Source organism: Bradyrhizobium sp. CCGUVB23, assembly GCF_024199885.1.
Taxonomy (GTDB): Bacteria; Pseudomonadota; Alphaproteobacteria; order Rhizobiales; family Xanthobacteraceae; genus Bradyrhizobium.
The window spans coordinates 685799-702682 of record NZ_JANADQ010000001.1 but is presented as its reverse complement, the minus strand read 5'-3'; the positions used below and the strand labels follow the sequence as shown (position 1 = coordinate 702682).

The window sequence follows — 16884 nt, the reverse complement described above, 5'->3', positions numbered from 1 at the left end:
GCGGCGTCAGAATGTCTCTCGCCCCGATGACGAGGACTCCATTCGCATTTTGGACGTCCGCAACGGAGACGACGCTCATGCCTTGCCTCCCAACTCCTCGAGCGACGCGACAGCAGCCTTCGCAGCAGCTTCGACTTCGCTCTCGGTGCCAGAGATGAATAGTCGGCCAAACCGGCCGACCGCACGAACTTCGATTAAGCTGATATTGGCAGCCTTTTCCGCTTCGTTGCCTGCGAGTGTCACGTAAGCCGCTGGCGTTGCTTCGAGCACGAACAGGCTGGACCTCGGCAGCAGCAGATTGCCCTTGCGCCACTTATTGATGAGCTGCGCCTGATACGGATTTACATTGGTGACGAATTGCGATGAGGCGATCGTCGGTCGCACACGGTCTTCTTCCTTGAGGCCAAGATAGTCCAGGACGGCTTGGCCAGCGGCCAGCACCTCTGATTGTGTGCGGGAGTGGATTTCCAGAAGACCAAATTCGCGTTCGATGATCTGAAGGGCCGGCCGGACATCCGCCGCCTTCAACGCGATGTCCGCGCAGCGAAAGATCTCGTTTCCGGGAGCCACTTCAATAAAAAGTTCGGACATACCAGCGACCGGGACGTCTCCCTGACACGTGGAGGCGACATGCGCGGCAGCTTGAGGCTGCATGCTGTCGATGAAAGCATAGGTGCGGAGTTGGAAATCCATGGGGTCAGCTCATTGCGATTCCGAAGGGGGTTACGAGTTCCGAGTGCGGGTAGGCCCAGGTCTGAATTCCACTGAAGCCGGCGACGATTGCGGCCGCGTGAGAAACCCGGACGGCACCCCCGACGAGGTGGATGGATTCAACGGCATGGTTTCTGATCTGGCGAACGATGGAGCTTGCGATCCGCTCGATACCGGGACGGAGGATGTGAGAGTAATCCTGATCGCCTCGGCGCTTTCGTTCCTCGGCTTCCTCCACGGGAATCCTCAAGGCGCCCGCCAGGATCAGATCCAGATGATGGCCGCCGCCGGGCTCGTCATCGAGCGCAATGATGATGCCGTTCGATACGACGCCGACGCCCGTCGAACCGCCACCGACATCGACGATCACGCCGTCGTGCAGTCGAAGCAAAGCCTGGGCCGCAGTGACCTCATCGACCAACTGGCGGCACCTAATGCCCGCATTTTCCAGGACGTAGCGACAGGCTCTCGCTTCGGCCTGAGGTACTCCTGGAGGAAACGCGGTCGCCGCTGCAGCAATTTCTCGTTCCAGAACGGACGTTGCCGTAGCTTTGAGCTGCCTGACAGCAGTGACCGCGTCCGCGAAATTGACGACAACGCCATCGCGCACGGCCTGGCAGGGGAGGCAGTCCCAGTAGACGGGGCGCCCTTGCCCGTCTACAGCCGTCAGAACGATCGTCGCCGTTCCGAGATCAACACCAAACGACAGGGGCAACTCTGACGAGCAAGTCGAACTGCGAAATGTCGCAGCCGCCGTTTCGAGAAACGCAGTCACTTCCTGACTGACAGTTGACTTAGGTGATCTCGTGCGCGCGAGCATGCTCACAGCCCCATGTTCGCTTGATAGAGCGAGCGCCAGGGTCGCACTTCGTGAGCGATACGCTTGATGTTGATGAGATGGAGCGGGGTCACGTTGTCAGAGACGATCGAGCCGCTCCAGGTACCCGTTCCGAGCATGAAAGACGGGTCGGTCGCGCAGCTATAGCCCATTCCGCCGAACAGCGTTGGCGTGTTGATTACGATGCGACCGGCCGGGAGGGCCGCCAGAGTGGCGATGACCCGATCGTCCTCGCAATGAAGACCAAGGGTGTGGCCCTCTCCGCCAAACGCAAGAATCTGCCGGCACCGCTCGAAGCCGGCCGGAAGGTCCGCGGTCCGGTAAAACGACAGCACAGGTCCTAGAATCTCGCGGGAGAGGCGCGCCTGTGGGCCTACTTCGGTCAAATGGGCGCCAAGCACCTTGCAGTCACCGGGTACGCTGAGATTGATCCGCCGAGCCAGTTCTTGCGCGGAAAGACCTACCGCCTCAGGTCTAAGCTCGCCCTTGTCGGTAAAGATGATATCGGCGAGCCGTTTCTGATCTGGTCCACTCAGGAAAAATGTTCCCTGGGCCGCGAACGCGGCGATGCCGGCTTCGGCAATCGGTTCGTCGAGCACGATCGATTGCTCGGCGACGCACGCCGTGCCGTTATCGAAGGACTTTGACGTGATCGCCATCAGGGCGGCTTCCTTCACGTCCTTCACTGAGCGATGAATGTAGACCGGCACATTGCCGGCGCCGACGGCGAATGTCGGTTTGCCGCTCGAATACGCGGCGCGCACCATTCCCGGCCCCCCGGTCGCCAGCACCACCGAAACATCCGGGTGCCGCATCAATTCGCCGGTAGACTGGATCGTTGGAAGGGAAAGACAGGAGATCAGACCCGTAGGCGCGCCGGCCTTGACTGCGGCTTCGGCCATGATTTCCGCGGTACGGATGCAGCACTTGACGGCGCGAGGATGTGGAGCGCAAATAATCGCGTTTCCTGACTTGACGGCGGCCAGACACTTGAAAAGGACGGTCGAAGTTGGGTTGGTGACCGGAATAATGGCCGCGATCACCCCCATCGGAGAACCGACGGCGGTCATACGGTTGACTTCGTCCACCCACAATACTCCGACGGTCCGCATCGGCAGCATCGATGCGGCGACGAACTTGGTATTGTAGAGGTTCTTGAGAATCTTATCCTCGTAAACCCCAAACCCGGTCTCATCGACAGCCATTCGGGCGAGCTCTTTGGCGGCCGCGGTGCCCGCATCCGCCATCGCCCGAACGATGTTGTCGACTTTTTCCTGGTCCGCGCCAGAAAATGCCTGGAAGGCCAAGCGTGCTTCACGCGCCTTGCTCCGCGCGTCCGCCAAACCTGCCAAGTCGGAATCAAGATCCAATGCCACGCCCATGGACTTGCTCACACCTTCTCATTTCAAGAATCAAAGGGAAGGATCGCGATCAACCCTTGCCGAGAATTCCCTCGACGTCCTCGTGAGGCCTGGGAATGACATGCACTGAGACGACTTCGCCGACCTTTCCCGCCGCCGCCGCACCCGCATCCGTTGCGGCTTTCACGGCGCCGACGTCGCCCCGGACCATGACGGTTACCAGGCCGCCACCAATCTGTTCGCGGCCGATGAGCCGCACATTGGCGGCCTTCACCATGGCGTCGGCCGCTTCGATAGCGCCTACAAGGCCTTTCGTTTCGATCAGACCAAGTGCGCCTCTGGGCTGACCCGTCGTCGGGGTGTTCATATGCATTGCTCCTTGCTTGGGTTGAGATTGAGACTTCGACAGGCGTCGCCGCCGGTCAGGTTTTCGAGTAGGCATTTTGAGTGCCGATCTGAACGGAATCGACGACAGCAACGATCGCGGCGTCGGTCGGGACTGTTGGGTCGGAAACCCGCGCTGCGCTTCCCTTGGTCACAAGCACGACTTCGCCTTCGCCGACGCCGACGAGATCGATGGCCACATAGCTGCTGGGACCATTAGCGGCTGTCAGTTCCTCGGCAACTGACAGGGGCGTTACGACGAGCAGTTTGAAAGAGTTCAGGCCGGACGACTTAACCGTCGAAACGACGGTACCGACCACACGCCCGATCTCCATAGCGCACTCCCTAGACGCGATTGTAGGCGTTCGACAGAAGCCATTTCTTGAACTCTAGGAGCCCATCGTGCCGAGCGTCATTCTCTCGGCCGGATAAAAAGCATCTGCCCGATTTATCTTGCGCACCCATAGCGAGGACATCCTAAATGCGGATGATGGCTGTGCTCGCAAAGGGTGCCGCCAAGAGCGCCGCTAGGGAGAAACAGAATGATTCAAGACGAAGACGTCCATTTTCATAAGGCGGACTCGGGCACCCCGAACTGGGCGGAGACCAATTTTTTTGGGTTCTTCAATGCCGAGGCCAAGTTGAACGTCGGCGTTTACGCCCTGTTCCGCCCCAACCTGGGCATCGTCAGTTCTACGATCTGCATGAACTCCGGGTTCGCCAACGCCCCCTGGGAGGCGGACTTCTGTGATCTTCGGGCATCGATGCCGATCCCCGAGCCGCGCGACCTGAGCAGGTTCACTCTCGAGAATTCTCTGAGCATCGAGTGCCATCGCCCGAACATGGACTGGCACATCGGTTATGACGACGGTGAGGGGACGCTGATCGACGTGGAGTACCGCTCGATCATGCTCCCGTTCGATATCCATGATCCGGACATGGATCCTATGAAGGCGAAGGCGCTGAAAGAGGCTGAACAGGGTGGCAAATTCGCCTGGGGCACGGCTTACAACGGGCATTTCGACCAGACGGGCCACTTCTTGGGGAAGGTTGCGATCCGCGGGAAGACCTTCCCGATCGACTGCATTTCGACCATGGATCACAGTTGGGGCCCGCGGCCTGAACGCGGCGCTCCCAACATGAGCTGGCTGCACGCACACTTCTCGAAGGATCTGGCCTTTCATTCCATCTTCAGCTTTGATTCCAAGACCAACGGTCGTGATCTGTCGCTTGCCCACGGCTACGTCGTTGAAAAGGGCAAGATTTTTGGATTGAAGGCCGCCCATGGCACGACAAAAAGGTCGCGGGATCGTTACGCGGACGAAGTCGAGCTTGTACTCATCGACAGCAGCGATCGAGAATGGAAGCTGCGCGGCAAGGGACTGACGACCTTTCCTTGGCAGTGCTGGCCCAACATGGTGTCCTTCAACGCGCTTGCACGCTGGACCTGCGAGACTCTCACCGGTTACGGAGAAGTACAAGATTTCTTCGAGATGCCACAGCTCACCGCGTTGAACTCGAAACCGGAAACGCGGATCCGCGCCGGAGCATTGGGATCGCCATGAATCCGGTCCGCGCTGTTCTCTTCGACCTCGACGGGACGCTGGTGCAGACCAGGGAGGCGTCGTGGCGCATCTTTTCCAAGACGAACGCTGCCCTGGGGCTTGGTATCAACAGCCAGGCCGAGTTCTTTCGTCTGCTCGAAGACAACATGTTTCATGGTTTGCAGAAACACTGCGGCGATGATCGCAAAGCTGGCGCGGCCGCCAAGCATTTTCTTGACCTGTTGCAGCGCGAGTACAATCCGGAGTTCGTGCCGGGGATGGCTGATGTCGTGCGGGCCTTCGCTGGAAGCTGCTCGCTCGCCGTCATCTCGTCTAATTCCGTGGGAACCATCAGACGTGTGCTGGACCGCGAAGGTCTTACACACTGCTTCTCGCATGTCTTCGGTGGTGACGTCGAACAGGACAAGCGGGCGTGTGTGAGGCGCTTCCTGGCGGATCGGTCGTATCTGGTCAGCAGAAATTGCTCGCCGGCTTATCGCGAAGGTCATGAGCCGGAGGCCCCCCGCGCCGATCAGATTGCGCTGATTACGGATACGGTCGGAGACGTCAAACACGCGGTGGAGTGTGGCGTCCGGGCCATCGGCGTGGCCTGGGGCATGCATACCGAGCAACAACTGCTTGTGGCCGGTGCGGAATTCGTAGCTGTTTGGCCCCAGGAACTCGTGGCGCGCCTGCTGCCGGGTGGCTTTGCCACAAGCTGCTCGGTAGAGCCCTTCGCCGAAGGGGGATCGAATTCCGCGGTTAGTCGGTCCGGCTGTGCTTGCGGCTGTCAAGATAACGACTTAGCCGACGCCGCAGCCATGCGTAGACGTCGAAGGATGGCGGCAGCCGCATCACTCGATCAGCGCACAAGCTGCGGCGTCGAGAGCTCTTTCGCACCGACGGCCGCGCCTCCAGCGAGCGACGGCACCTTTGATACGCTTCTCTTGGCGAGCCTTCGGCGCCTGAAAAACAACGACCCGCCAGCGTTACGATGATTGATCTTCCAACCACAGCAAACAGACAGGGAGGAGTTTAGATGAGCTATGTCGCGGAAGGATACAATAGTTTCGAGACCAAGAAGACCCCATCGGGAATCGTTAGGTATCTTCCAGATCCGAAGTCCGTTATTGCTCTGATCCAGAGCGGCAAGCTGAAAGAGCACATCCTCCTTGTCCAGGGCGGAACGACGACATTCCTTGCGCCGGCGCTGAGCATGGGCGCCATCGGCGTGATCACCATGTCCGGTGCGCCGGAGTCCCATCTCGGAATCCTTTCTCGCGAATTCCAGATGCCTTGCGTCATGACGGCCTACCTCACCGGCAGTGAATCTCGCTATCTCACGGGCGCGAATAACGACGCCCATTTCGCGGCGATCATCAAAGCACTCGACGGCAAGAAAGTGCAGTTGCACTGCGAAGACAGAGAGACGGGCCGCGTCGCTGTTCTGAGCTGATCCACGCAAACAAAATCCGAGCCGAGGAGGAAACAGATGTCTACCTACAAGGACCGCTACAAGTCCGCTGACAACGGTCTACGTTTTCAGGATCTGGTTTATCAAGGCAATTTCAAGGGGATGGACCCCGTGCCTGACGGCATTCTGGGCGACAAAGTTCTGCGGCAGCGCGCCAAGAGCAAGGTGCTGGAAAAGGTGAGCAAGGAAGACGTCCTCAGAGATCAGTTCACGGTCGACGAGCTCAACGATCTCAACAACTATCTCGCTTGGAATATCTGGGACGTGCTCGTGATGCGCGCCACGGAGGGCGTTTCGGGCATGATCCCTCGCCAGGAGTACGAGATCCTCGCCTTTATGCACGAGTTCTATCGCTGGCCCGAGATTTTGGAGATGACGACCAACGAGGTCGGAGCGCAAGGCATCGTAGACATCGGCGCGTCGGCGAGGCGAGAGATCGGCACCAAGGTGAACTGCGTTCATGACTGGTGCATCGGGGCCGTCGGCTTCGGCATGGGCCGTTGCGGCCTTCTGGCGCTCGAAGCCATCCAGCCGCAAGACTATGTCCGGGAAAGCAATATCATCCTGAAGTTCATGCAGCGCGTTCTCTGGGGCAAACGCCAGGACGGCTATATCCTGAACTCCCAGGACCGCTATCGCTGCAAGATCCATGAGAAGGATATTCTCGACAAGCTGATCGGTCAGGTCGAATATTTCGAGCCGGCCAGCGACAAGCACGACACTTTGGTGCGGTTCAACGCCGCCGCGGAGTTGCTATCGTTCCTTGATCACTACGATTGCCGGCTCGGATTGGGTGATACGGGGCCCTATGAGCTTCCGGATGGGAAGATCATGATCATCCGTGACCTGTTCACGAATGAAGAGGTTTACGATTGGAGCGACGTGTGCGACCACGAGAACGTGCCTCACTGCTATACGATCTGCCTCGTGATCGATCCGAGCAAGATGGGGTTGGATGAAATCCGAGTAAACGACATCTCGACGACGTTCACCCGTCCAAAAAACTACATCGAGCACATCGTCGGTGGTGCCGTTCTTGTGCGCGAGAAGTGGAATACACCGATGGGCGAGGTGTATCCCCTGAAGATTTCGGAATTGGACAAGCGCTTGGAGGGAATTCAACAGGCAACTTTCAAGCTCTATACGAAGTTCTCTCGCATGTCGCGCCGCACGCTTATCACCAACGGCATGTACGTGTACTATATCGACATGATCCTGCCGCATCTGCGCTTGGCCGGCACCTATGAAAAGGCTTGCAAGGATTACGAATTCTGGGAGATCGACCAGCGCGTGTCGAACTACTATTACGACATCGTCAAGCGCGGCTTCGCGCAGGCGACGGTGCCGCAAAAAATCTTCTCGGGCGAGGGATATCTTCCTTTCCCGGATAATGTGAGCCTCACCAGGTCGAAGTATTACTGGAAATAGCACTCAAGTGTCTTGCCGAGCGCGGCACTGCGTCGCGCTCGGTTCGGGCGTCGATTGGATGGAAGATGACAGTTTTGAGCGAACAAGAGTTTCGTGTGCTTAACGGCGCCCATCTGAAGAAGATGGCTACCGCCGCGGAATTGGCGAGCGCTGTCGGTCTCGATGTTGCAGTGGTCGAGCCTGTGCTCAATGCGGCGGCCGGTAGTGGCCTCTTGATGGCCGCCGAAGGAAGGCACCTGCTTCTGCCCGAGGGGACGAGCGCAGTACATGAATATTACCGGACCGCCTACGAAGCGATGCGCTCCAACGACCTCGTACTTGCGTGGTACGAGCGCTTCGAGACCGTTAACGAGCAGTTCATCAAGCAGGTCAGCGAGTGGCAATCAACTGATGGAGACGAGCGAGTTCAGTCGCGCCTCATCAAGACAGTCGAACGGCTGACCAAGAACCTCCGGGAGCTTACTCCGATCGTTCCTCGCTATGAGACTTACGTCGACCGGTTCGGCGGCAGCGTCGCCCGGATCGACCAGGGGGAGAAGGACTTTGTGTGCAAGCCTACGATCGATTCCGTTCACAACATCTGGTTCGAGTTTCACGAGGATATTCTCACGGTCATCGGGCGTCCGAGGGATACTTGAATGCAACTGCGCGTGGCGACTGGCGTGATGGATGACAATTTCGTTCGGGATGTGACAGATAGCGTTGTAGAAGACGCGCTGCGTTTCGGTGGCAAGGCGAGCGGCCTCGCCAAGATGGCGCGCGCTGGAATACCCATCCCTCCCGCCTTCGTCATAGGGGTCGATGGTTTCCGTGAATTCAAGACTAGTGGAGGAAAAATCGGGGAGCGGTTGTTGTCGCAGATCCACGATGCGATAGGCACTCTGGAGAAGCAATCTCAGCGATCGTTCGGGGACCAGGATAGGCCCTTGCTCGTATCGGTGCGCTCGGGCGCCCCTGTCAGCATGCCCGGCATGATGGATACGATCCTCAACCTCGGACTAACGTCGGCATCGGCCCTCTCCCTCGCACGCGGCCCCGGCGGGAGTGACTTTGCGCTCGACACATGGCTGCGCTTCTGGCGTATGTTCGCCGACATCGTTTTGGGGATTGACCCATCCGATCTGGCCCATTCTGTGAAGGACGCGGAATCGACCGCAAGGAACGAGATCACGGCGTCCGCTTTCCAAAATCTCGAGCGATCGATCCTCGATCATATTGAAGCGGCATGTGATGCCGCCAGCGCCGATCCGTTCTGGCAACTTGAACAAGCAGTTGAAGCTGTGTTCCGGTCCTGGGACAGCGCACGAGCGAAGGCATACCGAAAACATCACGGAATTTCCAACGACCTTGGAACAGCCGTCACTATTCAGGCTATGGTTTTCGGCAATGCGGATGACAATTCGGGATCGGGCGTGGCGTTCACCCGGAATCCGAATGATGGGAGCAAGACTCTCTACGGCGAATATCTGATCGGCCGCCAAGGCGAAGATCTCGTTTCCGGGACACACACACCGATCGATTTATCCGACCCCAGTGCGCTCGATCCTGGCCTTCGACAGGCCTTCGAAAAGCATAGTCAGACCCTCGAAGGGCTCTACGCGGATGCAGTCGATATCGAATTCACCGTTGAATCCGGGAAGCTGTATCTGTTGCAAGTGAGGCCAGCCAAACGAACGGCGGCGGCCGCCATCAAGATAGCGGAAGACCTGGTCGCGGAGGGACTTATCGACGAGCGGACTGCGCTGGCGCGAATCACTTCCGAGCAAGTCAGAAAGGTATCGCGGCCGTCTTTCGACGAAAATGAGCTTGCGATGGCGCTTGTGGTGGCGCAGGGACTTGGATCGTCGCCAGGCCACGCCTGCGGCGCCGCGATTCTCGATGCAGACCGAGCCGCTGATCGGGCTCTGGCCGGCGAGGCCGTCATTCTCCTGCGTCCGACGACCAGTCCGCAGGATATCAGAGGAATGCTCGCCGCAAACGGGGTGATTACCGCGCGAGGCGGAGCGCTCAGCCACGCCGCCGTCGTTTCTCGAGCGCTCGACAGGCCCTGCATTGTCGGCTGCGATGCAATTGCCATCGACGCAAGCCGCAAGACGTTCTCGATCGCCGGCAAGACCTACCGCGAAGGCGATAAAATCTCGATGGACGGAGGAAGCGGAAAGGTTTTTTCGGGAGCCATCAAGCTTAAGGCGGCAGGCGTTGGCATGCCTTCACTGCGGCGCATTCTGGAATGGGCAGATCGCAGGTCCGAAACCTCGGTCTGGATATCGCCAAAATCCGGCGACGAGTTTCTCGAAGCAGCGAGCGCGGCTGTGCCGGCGGGTAGCGTCGTCAGCGTCACCGACCTCATCATCGCGAAAGGCACCGTCAGCCGGTTCGTCGAATTGACGTCCGCGGCGGGACTTCCGAACGGGCCGCGAGCCATTGCGGATGAGATTCGTTCGATAGTGTGCGAAGCTTGTGCTTCCGCTTTTTCGGGACCCCCGCGTGGTTCGGTCCAGTTTCGGTTGCCGCGGGTGAGTTCGGATCGGGCCCGCCGCTTAATAGAGAACTGGCAGGAACTGCCGCCGGGCTTCTTTTTGCCTCTCGGTTCTTTGACTTATCTTCGGGCAATATTGCTCGGGATATCAGCCGCCGCAGAGAGCGCTCGATACCGAGACGCTACCGCCCTCATCGGAGGCATCTCAAGTTCTTCCGAATTCGTTGCGTTTCAGCGGGAGGCTCGACAGATGGGGCTAGGCGCAGGGGCAATGATACAGAATGCGATGGCCCTTGATGATGTCGTGCAGATAGCCGAGTCGGCCACGCCGATCTGGGTAGATATCGGAGATATCGTGCGCACGATGTACGGCTTTCCTATCGAAGTGCAGCAATCGCTGGAAGTGCTCGACCAATATGTGAAGGATGATCTTGTTCGCGCTAGTCCATTTCGGCGGCTTCCAACTTATGTGACCAATTTGCTGGCGGCGGCAGCCGCCGCGGCAGAGAAAAGCGTATCTGTTGGAATTGAAGGCAGTGCGGTCCCGCCGGAACTTCTCGTCGAGCTTCATCGAATAGGATTTCGACGTTTTTCCGTTTCGATTGGGCGGCGAGATGAACTCCGCTTTTTGCTCGGGCGTTCGCAGAAGGAGTAAGGCATGGCGTTGCAAGCACTTGGATTGGTTGAGACGAAGGGATTGGTAGCCGCGATCCAGGCTGCCGATGCCATGGTGAAGGCCGCAAACGTGAAACTTGTCACCAAGCAGCAGCCAGGTGGTGGGCTCATTTCCATCATCGTTCAAGGTGACGTTGGAACGGTAAAAGCTGCCGTCGACGCGGGAGTGGCGGCTGCAAATCAGATCGGCCAAGTCGTATCGGCGCATGTAATTCCGAGGCCGCACGATGGCATGGAAGAGATTCTGGAGCGACCGGCGGTTCGATAGTTGTGTGTGGCCGGTCTATCTCGAGTTCGCGTCGCGCTTGAGACTCTTAATCAGCGGCTCTGTCAGATTCGTGAATCTTACGTCGCCACACGAGCGTGCGTGGCCGAATGACGGCGCTTCTGGCGGTCTACCAAGACGCGAGGTCTGAAATTCGACTGCCCAACGATAAGAAGACGGTGATTCTAGAGTGGGTTTAGCAATGTAGAGGACCAGTGCTCGAACCTCCGACGCACCCCTTAGTGCGCCTCTACTAATGGCAGCCACATAGTCTCCCGCCACGCATGCGCCCAGCCGTTGCAAAGCGCCGCTGGGAATGTAAACTTGCCAGTATTTTCCGACGATCTTTAACACTCTTGCATCCGACACCGAACCGATTGCCTTTAGATAAGCTTTTCCTTTGGGGGTACCCATGCTCGATACCGCGACCACCACGCTATTGCGCGCGGTCCTAGACGAGGTCTGCGAGAACGTCGCCCGTCATGAGACCGGCGCCCGCGCCTATGTTGCCTCTAAAATTTTGGAAGCCGCTACCAGAGGCGAGACGTCGCCAGACGGTCTTAAGCACGCTGGTCGAGCAGCTTTGTCCGAGGCTCCGACCACGTGGCGGTAGTCGCGTGAGGCCGAGATGAATTTTCAGGTCACCGTCCTGAAGATTTTGGTGAGCCATCCCGGCGGTTTCGCCGTGATGGCCGATCTCAAGCGCGATATGGCGATTTTAGCCACCAGCGGCAGCGACTGGAGCGAGCGTACCAAACGCCCAGTATCGCGTGTGCCGGATCTAGGTATCTTTTCTCAAGGTCTAGTCGATCGCCTGAACGGTGGGTGGCGGATCACCGATAAAGGGCGCGCTGTATTGGCGCTCATGGAAGCACGCCCTGCCGCTGCAGACGAGGTAAACGCAGAAATTACGCGGGGCCAGTCCCGTTCGTCAGGGGGGCCCTGCAATTCCCGGTCGAGAGGAGCCGGCGCGATCGCGAACGCCGCGAGCGACGGCGCGCCGCCCGGCAGCGAGTACGGGCGAATGCTTCCTAACTGGGACGCCTCTTCAGGCGTCGGGATCTTCGCCAAATGCTAGGTCAACTTTGGATCTCTCTGAGGTGGGCCACGGCTGGGCCTCCGGGTCAAAGGCGTGATGACCGAAAGTTCGCCAGGTGAAGCTGTCGGGCCTCTCTCAAAGACGACGCAAGGAAGCCGAGGCGCTCTAGCACAAGCCTCACTTCGTCAATGCCATCGGTGCCGAAGCAAAGCTGTTCTCGCAGCGGGGGCGCGCAACGATATCGCAACGAATTGGGTGATATGACCGTGAACAAAACGGGACGGAAACAGAGGCCACGGCGAGAAAAATCAACAACTTGGAACATGTTCACTGCGTTCGGGACGCAGGGATCAGATCGCCACTTGAACCGAGTGGCGGTATCGGTGGTTGCGCTGAACCTACTAATCGATGGCCTTGTAGTCGCAGTTGATCCCGTAAAGTCAGAATAGCGCGTGTTCAGATATCAGGCAGTGCAATGACTACGATCGTGCGACGAATGCCCACTTTCGGTCGGATAAGCCCAGTGGTGCGACCAGGAAGTCATTGATTGTTCTCAACCCGGGGCTGTCTCAAAAGGCGCGCACCCGCCTGACCTGCGAGCCCAATCGGATTTCTCCCCGCCAGCTTTTTTTCCAGTGACCGGGCGGGCAGCCATAGCCGCGCCAGCCCACCTTCCTGCCGCGGCTCCATCAGGCGGTAGCCGTCGCCGTGACGTTAACCATGCCCGTGGCCCAAACTGTGCCCGCCCTTTAGTCGCCGTTGATCCCAGCGTCGGCAGCAAACGGAGATCCTGCTGGCATCGCCGCGACAGCAGGCTCGGCGTAGCAAGGGCGATACATGGCTTGTAGCTGTTTGCCGCGAAGGAAGATCATTCTGCGGGTAAGACCGCCGCGATTTGTGATCCATCGCCGTACTTGGGACGGATACCCCGAATAGAGTATCTGGGTTGCTTCAGGATTAGTGACAATTCGGCCATTGCCAGCGAAATCAAAGGCCGCGTGAAACCCGAGTGTCGCGTTCGAGGTGACACAAATCTTGTTGTGAGGGATTGCCGAGAGGAGGATGGTGCAGGCCGAAGCGCAAAGGCCATCAATCATCACCGTTTGGCCTGAAGCGCGGAGTTTGCTGTACTTATCGACGTACGTCCCGATCTGCCCACCTGGGTCGTCCGCAATCCGAACCGCTGCATTGCCTGCCCCTACGCTTGCAAGCAAAAGCGCTGCCGTGAGCAGCGCAGACAGCGATAGCGTCGGATTGGTCATACCTCTCTCCTAGCGGCAATATTTTCTGCTGCTAGCGGCAATATTTGCCCTGAGCGCTCCAGTGCGTATGTGCGCTCGGACACAGTCCATCCGGCTCAAGGCGCGCGCCATAGACGTACGTCCCGATCTGCCCGCCTGGGTCGTCCGAGCCGATGAGGGGGAACTTGGGAGCCGATTTAATCATCGTTGTCGCTGGCTGGAGTCGTGGCCGTCTGGGCAGCGGCTTTCGTTTTTATCATCGCCGTCATCATCACAGTCTGGGAGATCAGCACACCGCTGGCGCTCGCCACATATTTCGTGTTTTTGGCGTGTCGTTCCTCTATCCGGTGGTCAAGGAGCGCTGGTTCGGGAGGACGACCGAGACTGTTGTTCGGTCTGGTCGTCGTCGCCTACGCGATGCTGGCGCTATATCCCGGCATCGAACATGCCTTTCATCGCAAGCACGAAAACCGGGTGTCGGCCTTCCAGCAACGATTGCAGGTCTTCGCTGAGCGTCCGAAGAGGAATGGCCTTCTTCAGTGTTCAGCCGGTCACAGGTGAGGTTTCTGAGCGGGACACCGCAAGAGCGGGCCGGGATGATCGTGCCTACGTTTTGGCTTTTCTGCCGGCCCCCGTGTGCGCCGGAATCGACCACATTGGTTGAGATCGCGCTGAAGGCCAAAAAATGATCTCCGCTCTTCCCGTAGAAGAATGGAATATTGAACTCGAAGAGAGTGACAAACGGTGCATCGCTCTGATGCGGGAGCGCTCTCTACCGTGATTTGTTTCACAGATAGAAAAACACTATCCGGGTGACAAACCCGAGTGAGGCACTGGGCTTGCTTTGAGCCAGATGTTGTTCACATGCAGCTCCAAGGAGGCAAGTAATGAATGAAATGCGTGAACTGACTGACACGGAAGTCGAGTCGGTTTGTGGCGGGATCTCCGACCTCGGCAAGTACATCACAAAGGCGGTTGGTGACGCTATCAGCGCTGCCATCGGGGATAAACCTGGTAACGGCCCTGGTGTTTATCCTCAGCCGGCGTACAGTCCGAAGTCGCAGCTTTAAGTCACGTTAAATCTCGAACGCGACAGGCGACGAGAGCCCGCTGCGAAATTGGCAGCGGGCTTTTCGGCTATGAGACAACCCAATCTCAGATCAGCACCGGTCGTAGCCGCGGCTAACCATTTGGAGAATTGGCGTCGGGTGGTAGATCTTTGATCAGCCTGCATCGTGGGTCACGCCATGCTGTGGGTTAGAGCCGAGCCGGAAGCAACACCTCCCTTCCTCTCTGCTTTTCGGTTATACAGAAATATGACAAGGTCAATTAAGGTTACATCCGCAGGCTGGTTGAGATCTGGCTAAAGGCGAAGGGGAAATGAGCCCTGTGCTTCAGATAACTCTCTGAATTGCACTTGCCCCACCGGCTGATCATCGCCGGCAGCGCTTTGGTCGCACTCGGGTTTGTCGGTCTCATCATCCAGCGCATCAGGGCTCCGACATCCGAACAAAACGAAGATCCTGAATCCACTGATAAGGAAATTGCCGAAAATCTGGATCGCTCGTCGTGCCGACGATCTCGTTCCGACTGCTCTATGGTTTGCTGATCATAGGCCATGGCCGGCGGCAGATCCTGTGGTTTGGGGTGACCGCGCACCCGACGGCCGAATGGCTCGCCAATCAGCTCACTGAAGCCTGTGGCTGGGAGCAAATCCCTCGTTACTTAATCAGGGACCGCGATCGAGTTTATGGCGAGATCTTTGTCCGCAGGGTTCGTCGATCGGCATTCGAGACCGCCCGACGTCTTTCCGCTCACCCTGGCAAAACGCCTACGCAGAACGGTTGATCGGTTCAATCCGGAGGGAATGCATTGATCATGTCGTAGTCTTCGGCGAACGACATCTGCGCCACGTTCTGCTATCGTACAAAGATTACTACAACGCCACGCGCACTCATTTGTCATTGAACAAGGATGCCCCGGTTCCTCGCGGTGTTGAGCGAGTCGGGAATATCGTATGCCGACCGATCCTAGGCGGACTGCACCATCAATATGGCCGGATGTGATTTACGGTAGGCACAGCCAGCGCACGCAGCTGATCAATGCGCTCCGAGCCCACCTTGCCGAGTTCGGCCTCGTGGCGGAGACGGGACGCGAAGGCGTTTGAGCGAGTCTTTGAGATCGAACGGCGATTGCTCGGCCCAAACTCGCATCGTCCTCTTGCGGGCCTGCTCGAGGAGGACTGCGAGTGCCGATGTGCCGGTCGTCGGCAACTCAAACGCGAGAATCTCAAGCAGCGCGTGGCAATCGTCGACGGCCCTGTGGGCCTGGTGAAAGAAACCTGCGCCGTTCAGGAGGTAGGCCAGGCGAGAGCCTTCGAAGCCATGTTTCCGCCAGTCGACCTCCGTCGCCGAACAGCCCCAGGCCTTCCGTTGGAATATCGCCAGCAACGCTCCGCGAATTTGCGGTCAAAGCTCGCGTTGTGGGCAATAACGATCACGGCCTCGTCCGCGAACGATGAGACGGCTGCCTCGTCGATCCGCTGCCCAGCGACCATTTCGTTCGTGATCCCAGTGAGCGCGATCACCTCCTGCGGGATGGGCGCGGACGGTTCGTTGAACGATGAGAAGACATCCCTGAGACCTGCGATGCGCCCGTCGGGCAGGTAGTCGAACTTGACCATTCCAAGCTCGATGACCTCGTCCTTCTGCTGATCCAAGCCGGTGGTCTCCACGTCGAGCGGGATTCCTATCTTGCTGCTTCGACTGTGGGATGGAGTGAAAGTCTCCCGACGAACCAGGCGCCGAAGGACGCGGTAGTCGGCGGATTTGGCCAATGCCTCCGCCATGGCGGCCAGTGTCAGATCGTTCTCAAGCATTGGATGTTGCGGTCCTCGGGTTACGGTTTCCGCCGCATTGCGGCTGTTCAAGCCACAAATCGAGTCCGGGTCAAAGCCCGAAATCCAGTTGCGGCTCCGCATCAACCCCGACGTGGAGGGAAGACAGCGACACCCCCAGGAGGCGCACCGGCTTCGGCAGAGCATGTTATCCTCCAGCAGAGCGATCGCCAAATCTGCGAGACGGTGGCGGCTCGTGACAGTCGAAGAGGCGGACCGGCTGCGCGTGATGATCTCGAAGTCGGCGAACTTCACTTGTCGAGTGCTCGCCGAGTCACAGCGTCGCCAAACCTTGTCGATCAGCGGCTCGAGCTCCGCGACCATTGCGTCGAAGTCGGTCAGGTCGGTCGAGAACGTATTCTCCGCGCCGACCGACTCCCGAATGCGTTGGCTCGAACAGGCCGATCGTCGACGCCGCGTGAGATCCAGTAGTAGTAGGCGCCCGACTTGCCGAAGTTTGCGTTCATGAACTCCAGCGTCTGGTTGCGCATGTCGAGACCCGTGAAGATGCCCCGGGGCATTCATCTTCGCGTTGCCGGGTCTATCCCC

At 58.5% G+C, this 16884-nt stretch carries 20 protein-coding genes and 1 pseudogene; 13 read left to right on the top strand and 8 right to left on the bottom strand.

What is annotated here, in order from left to right; genetic code table 11:
• Positions 1–75 precede the first annotated feature (75 nt).
• Genes NLN62_RS03040 through NLN62_RS03020 form a run of 5 tightly spaced genes read right to left on the bottom strand, consistent with a single transcriptional unit; the run spans position 76 to position 3629 of the window.
• Positions 76–693, bottom strand: a complete 618-nt coding sequence (locus NLN62_RS03040; protein ID WP_254107326.1) for a BMC domain-containing protein — start codon at positions 691–693, stop codon at positions 76–78.
• Between the two features lie 4 nt (positions 694–697).
• Positions 698–1531 carry an ethanolamine utilization protein EutJ gene (eutJ, locus tag NLN62_RS53245; RefSeq protein WP_371932903.1) on the bottom strand — a complete coding sequence of 278 codons (834 nt, stop codon included), beginning with the start codon at positions 1529–1531 and terminating at the stop codon, positions 698–700.
• 2 nt (positions 1532–1533) lie between these two features.
• Positions 1534–2943 (bottom strand): aldehyde dehydrogenase family protein, encoded by a 1410-nt coding sequence (locus tag NLN62_RS03030; RefSeq protein WP_254107322.1) that lies wholly within the window; start codon positions 2941–2943, stop codon positions 1534–1536.
• Between the two features lie 37 nt (positions 2944–2980).
• Positions 2981–3277, bottom strand: coding sequence for a BMC domain-containing protein (locus tag NLN62_RS03025; RefSeq protein WP_027527153.1), 297 nt, complete (start codon positions 3275–3277; stop codon positions 2981–2983).
• Positions 3278–3332: 55 nt separating this feature from the next.
• Positions 3333–3629: a EutN/CcmL family microcompartment protein gene (locus NLN62_RS03020; RefSeq protein ID WP_027527154.1), complete on the bottom strand. Its 297-nt coding sequence runs from the start codon at positions 3627–3629 to the stop codon at positions 3333–3335.
• A 207-nt stretch (positions 3630–3836) separates the two neighbouring features.
• On the opposite strand from NLN62_RS03020, the gene NLN62_RS03015 reads away from it, so the two are divergent.
• From NLN62_RS03015 to NLN62_RS02975, 9 genes are all read left to right on the top strand, one after another.
• Entirely contained in the window at positions 3837–4859 is a 1023-nt protein-coding gene (locus NLN62_RS03015) for a hypothetical protein (RefSeq protein ID WP_027527155.1), read from the top strand.
• On the top strand, positions 4856–5836 hold the full coding sequence (locus NLN62_RS03010) for an HAD family hydrolase (protein ID WP_254107320.1): 981 nt from the start codon (positions 4856–4858) through the stop codon (positions 5834–5836). Before NLN62_RS03015 ends, NLN62_RS03010 begins: the two co-directional genes overlap by 4 nt.
• 41 nt (positions 5837–5877) lie before the next feature.
• On the top strand, positions 5878–6294 hold the full coding sequence (locus NLN62_RS03005; RefSeq protein WP_027527157.1) for a PEP-utilizing enzyme: 417 nt from the start codon (positions 5878–5880) through the stop codon (positions 6292–6294).
• A gap of 36 nt (positions 6295–6330) precedes the next feature.
• The gene (locus NLN62_RS03000; RefSeq protein ID WP_027527158.1) at positions 6331–7740 is read left to right on the top strand and encodes a hypothetical protein; all 1410 of its coding nucleotides are present in this window, start codon (positions 6331–6333) and stop codon (positions 7738–7740) included.
• A 74-nt stretch (positions 7741–7814) separates the two neighbouring features.
• A complete protein-coding gene (locus tag NLN62_RS02995; protein WP_254107319.1) occupies positions 7815–8378 on the top strand; it encodes a hypothetical protein in 564 nt (187 codons plus the stop codon).
• Positions 8379–10874: a pyruvate, phosphate dikinase gene (locus NLN62_RS02990; protein ID WP_254107318.1), complete on the top strand. Its 2496-nt coding sequence runs from the start codon at positions 8379–8381 to the stop codon at positions 10872–10874.
• A 3-nt stretch (positions 10875–10877) separates the two neighbouring features.
• Entirely contained in the window at positions 10878–11162 is a 285-nt protein-coding gene (locus tag NLN62_RS02985; protein ID WP_254107317.1) for a BMC domain-containing protein, read from the top strand.
• A gap of 409 nt (positions 11163–11571) precedes the next feature.
• Entirely contained in the window at positions 11572–11772 is a 201-nt protein-coding gene (locus NLN62_RS02980; protein WP_027527161.1) for a hypothetical protein, read from the top strand.
• A 15-nt stretch (positions 11773–11787) separates the two neighbouring features.
• The gene (locus NLN62_RS02975) at positions 11788–12237 is read left to right on the top strand and encodes a hypothetical protein (RefSeq protein WP_245288241.1); all 450 of its coding nucleotides are present in this window, start codon (positions 11788–11790) and stop codon (positions 12235–12237) included.
• Positions 12238–12947: 710 nt separating this feature from the next.
• Here NLN62_RS02975 and NLN62_RS02970 read toward each other — a convergent pair.
• Positions 12948–13460 carry a hypothetical protein gene (locus NLN62_RS02970; RefSeq protein WP_027527162.1) on the bottom strand — a complete coding sequence of 171 codons (513 nt, stop codon included), beginning with the start codon at positions 13458–13460 and terminating at the stop codon, positions 12948–12950.
• A gap of 204 nt (positions 13461–13664) precedes the next feature.
• Between NLN62_RS02970 and NLN62_RS02965 the strand changes: the two genes are divergently transcribed.
• The 4 genes from NLN62_RS02965 (at position 13665) to NLN62_RS53240 (ending at position 15505) form a co-directional block, all read left to right on the top strand.
• Entirely contained in the window at positions 13665–14000 is a 336-nt protein-coding gene (locus tag NLN62_RS02965) for a hypothetical protein (protein ID WP_254107316.1), read from the top strand.
• 326 nt (positions 14001–14326) lie between these two features.
• The gene (locus NLN62_RS02960; RefSeq protein ID WP_156944770.1) at positions 14327–14509 is read left to right on the top strand and encodes a hypothetical protein; all 183 of its coding nucleotides are present in this window, start codon (positions 14327–14329) and stop codon (positions 14507–14509) included.
• 499 nt (positions 14510–15008) lie between these two features.
• Positions 15009–15287: a hypothetical protein gene (locus tag NLN62_RS02955; RefSeq protein ID WP_254107315.1), complete on the top strand. Its 279-nt coding sequence runs from the start codon at positions 15009–15011 to the stop codon at positions 15285–15287.
• On the top strand, positions 15284–15505 hold the full coding sequence (locus tag NLN62_RS53240; protein WP_371932902.1) for a hypothetical protein: 222 nt from the start codon (positions 15284–15286) through the stop codon (positions 15503–15505). The genes NLN62_RS02955 and NLN62_RS53240 overlap by 4 nt, the downstream gene beginning before the upstream one ends.
• Before the next feature lie 284 nt (positions 15506–15789).
• Here NLN62_RS53240 and NLN62_RS02950 read toward each other — a convergent pair whose 3' ends face one another.
• Entirely contained in the window at positions 15790–16422 is a 633-nt protein-coding gene (locus NLN62_RS02950) for an exonuclease domain-containing protein (RefSeq protein WP_371932901.1), read from the bottom strand.
• Positions 16388–16847, bottom strand: a pseudogene (locus tag NLN62_RS02945) (DNA polymerase IV); the annotation flags it as partial. The gene NLN62_RS02950 and the pseudogene NLN62_RS02945, both read right to left, overlap by 35 nt.
• Positions 16848–16884 lie beyond the last annotated feature (37 nt).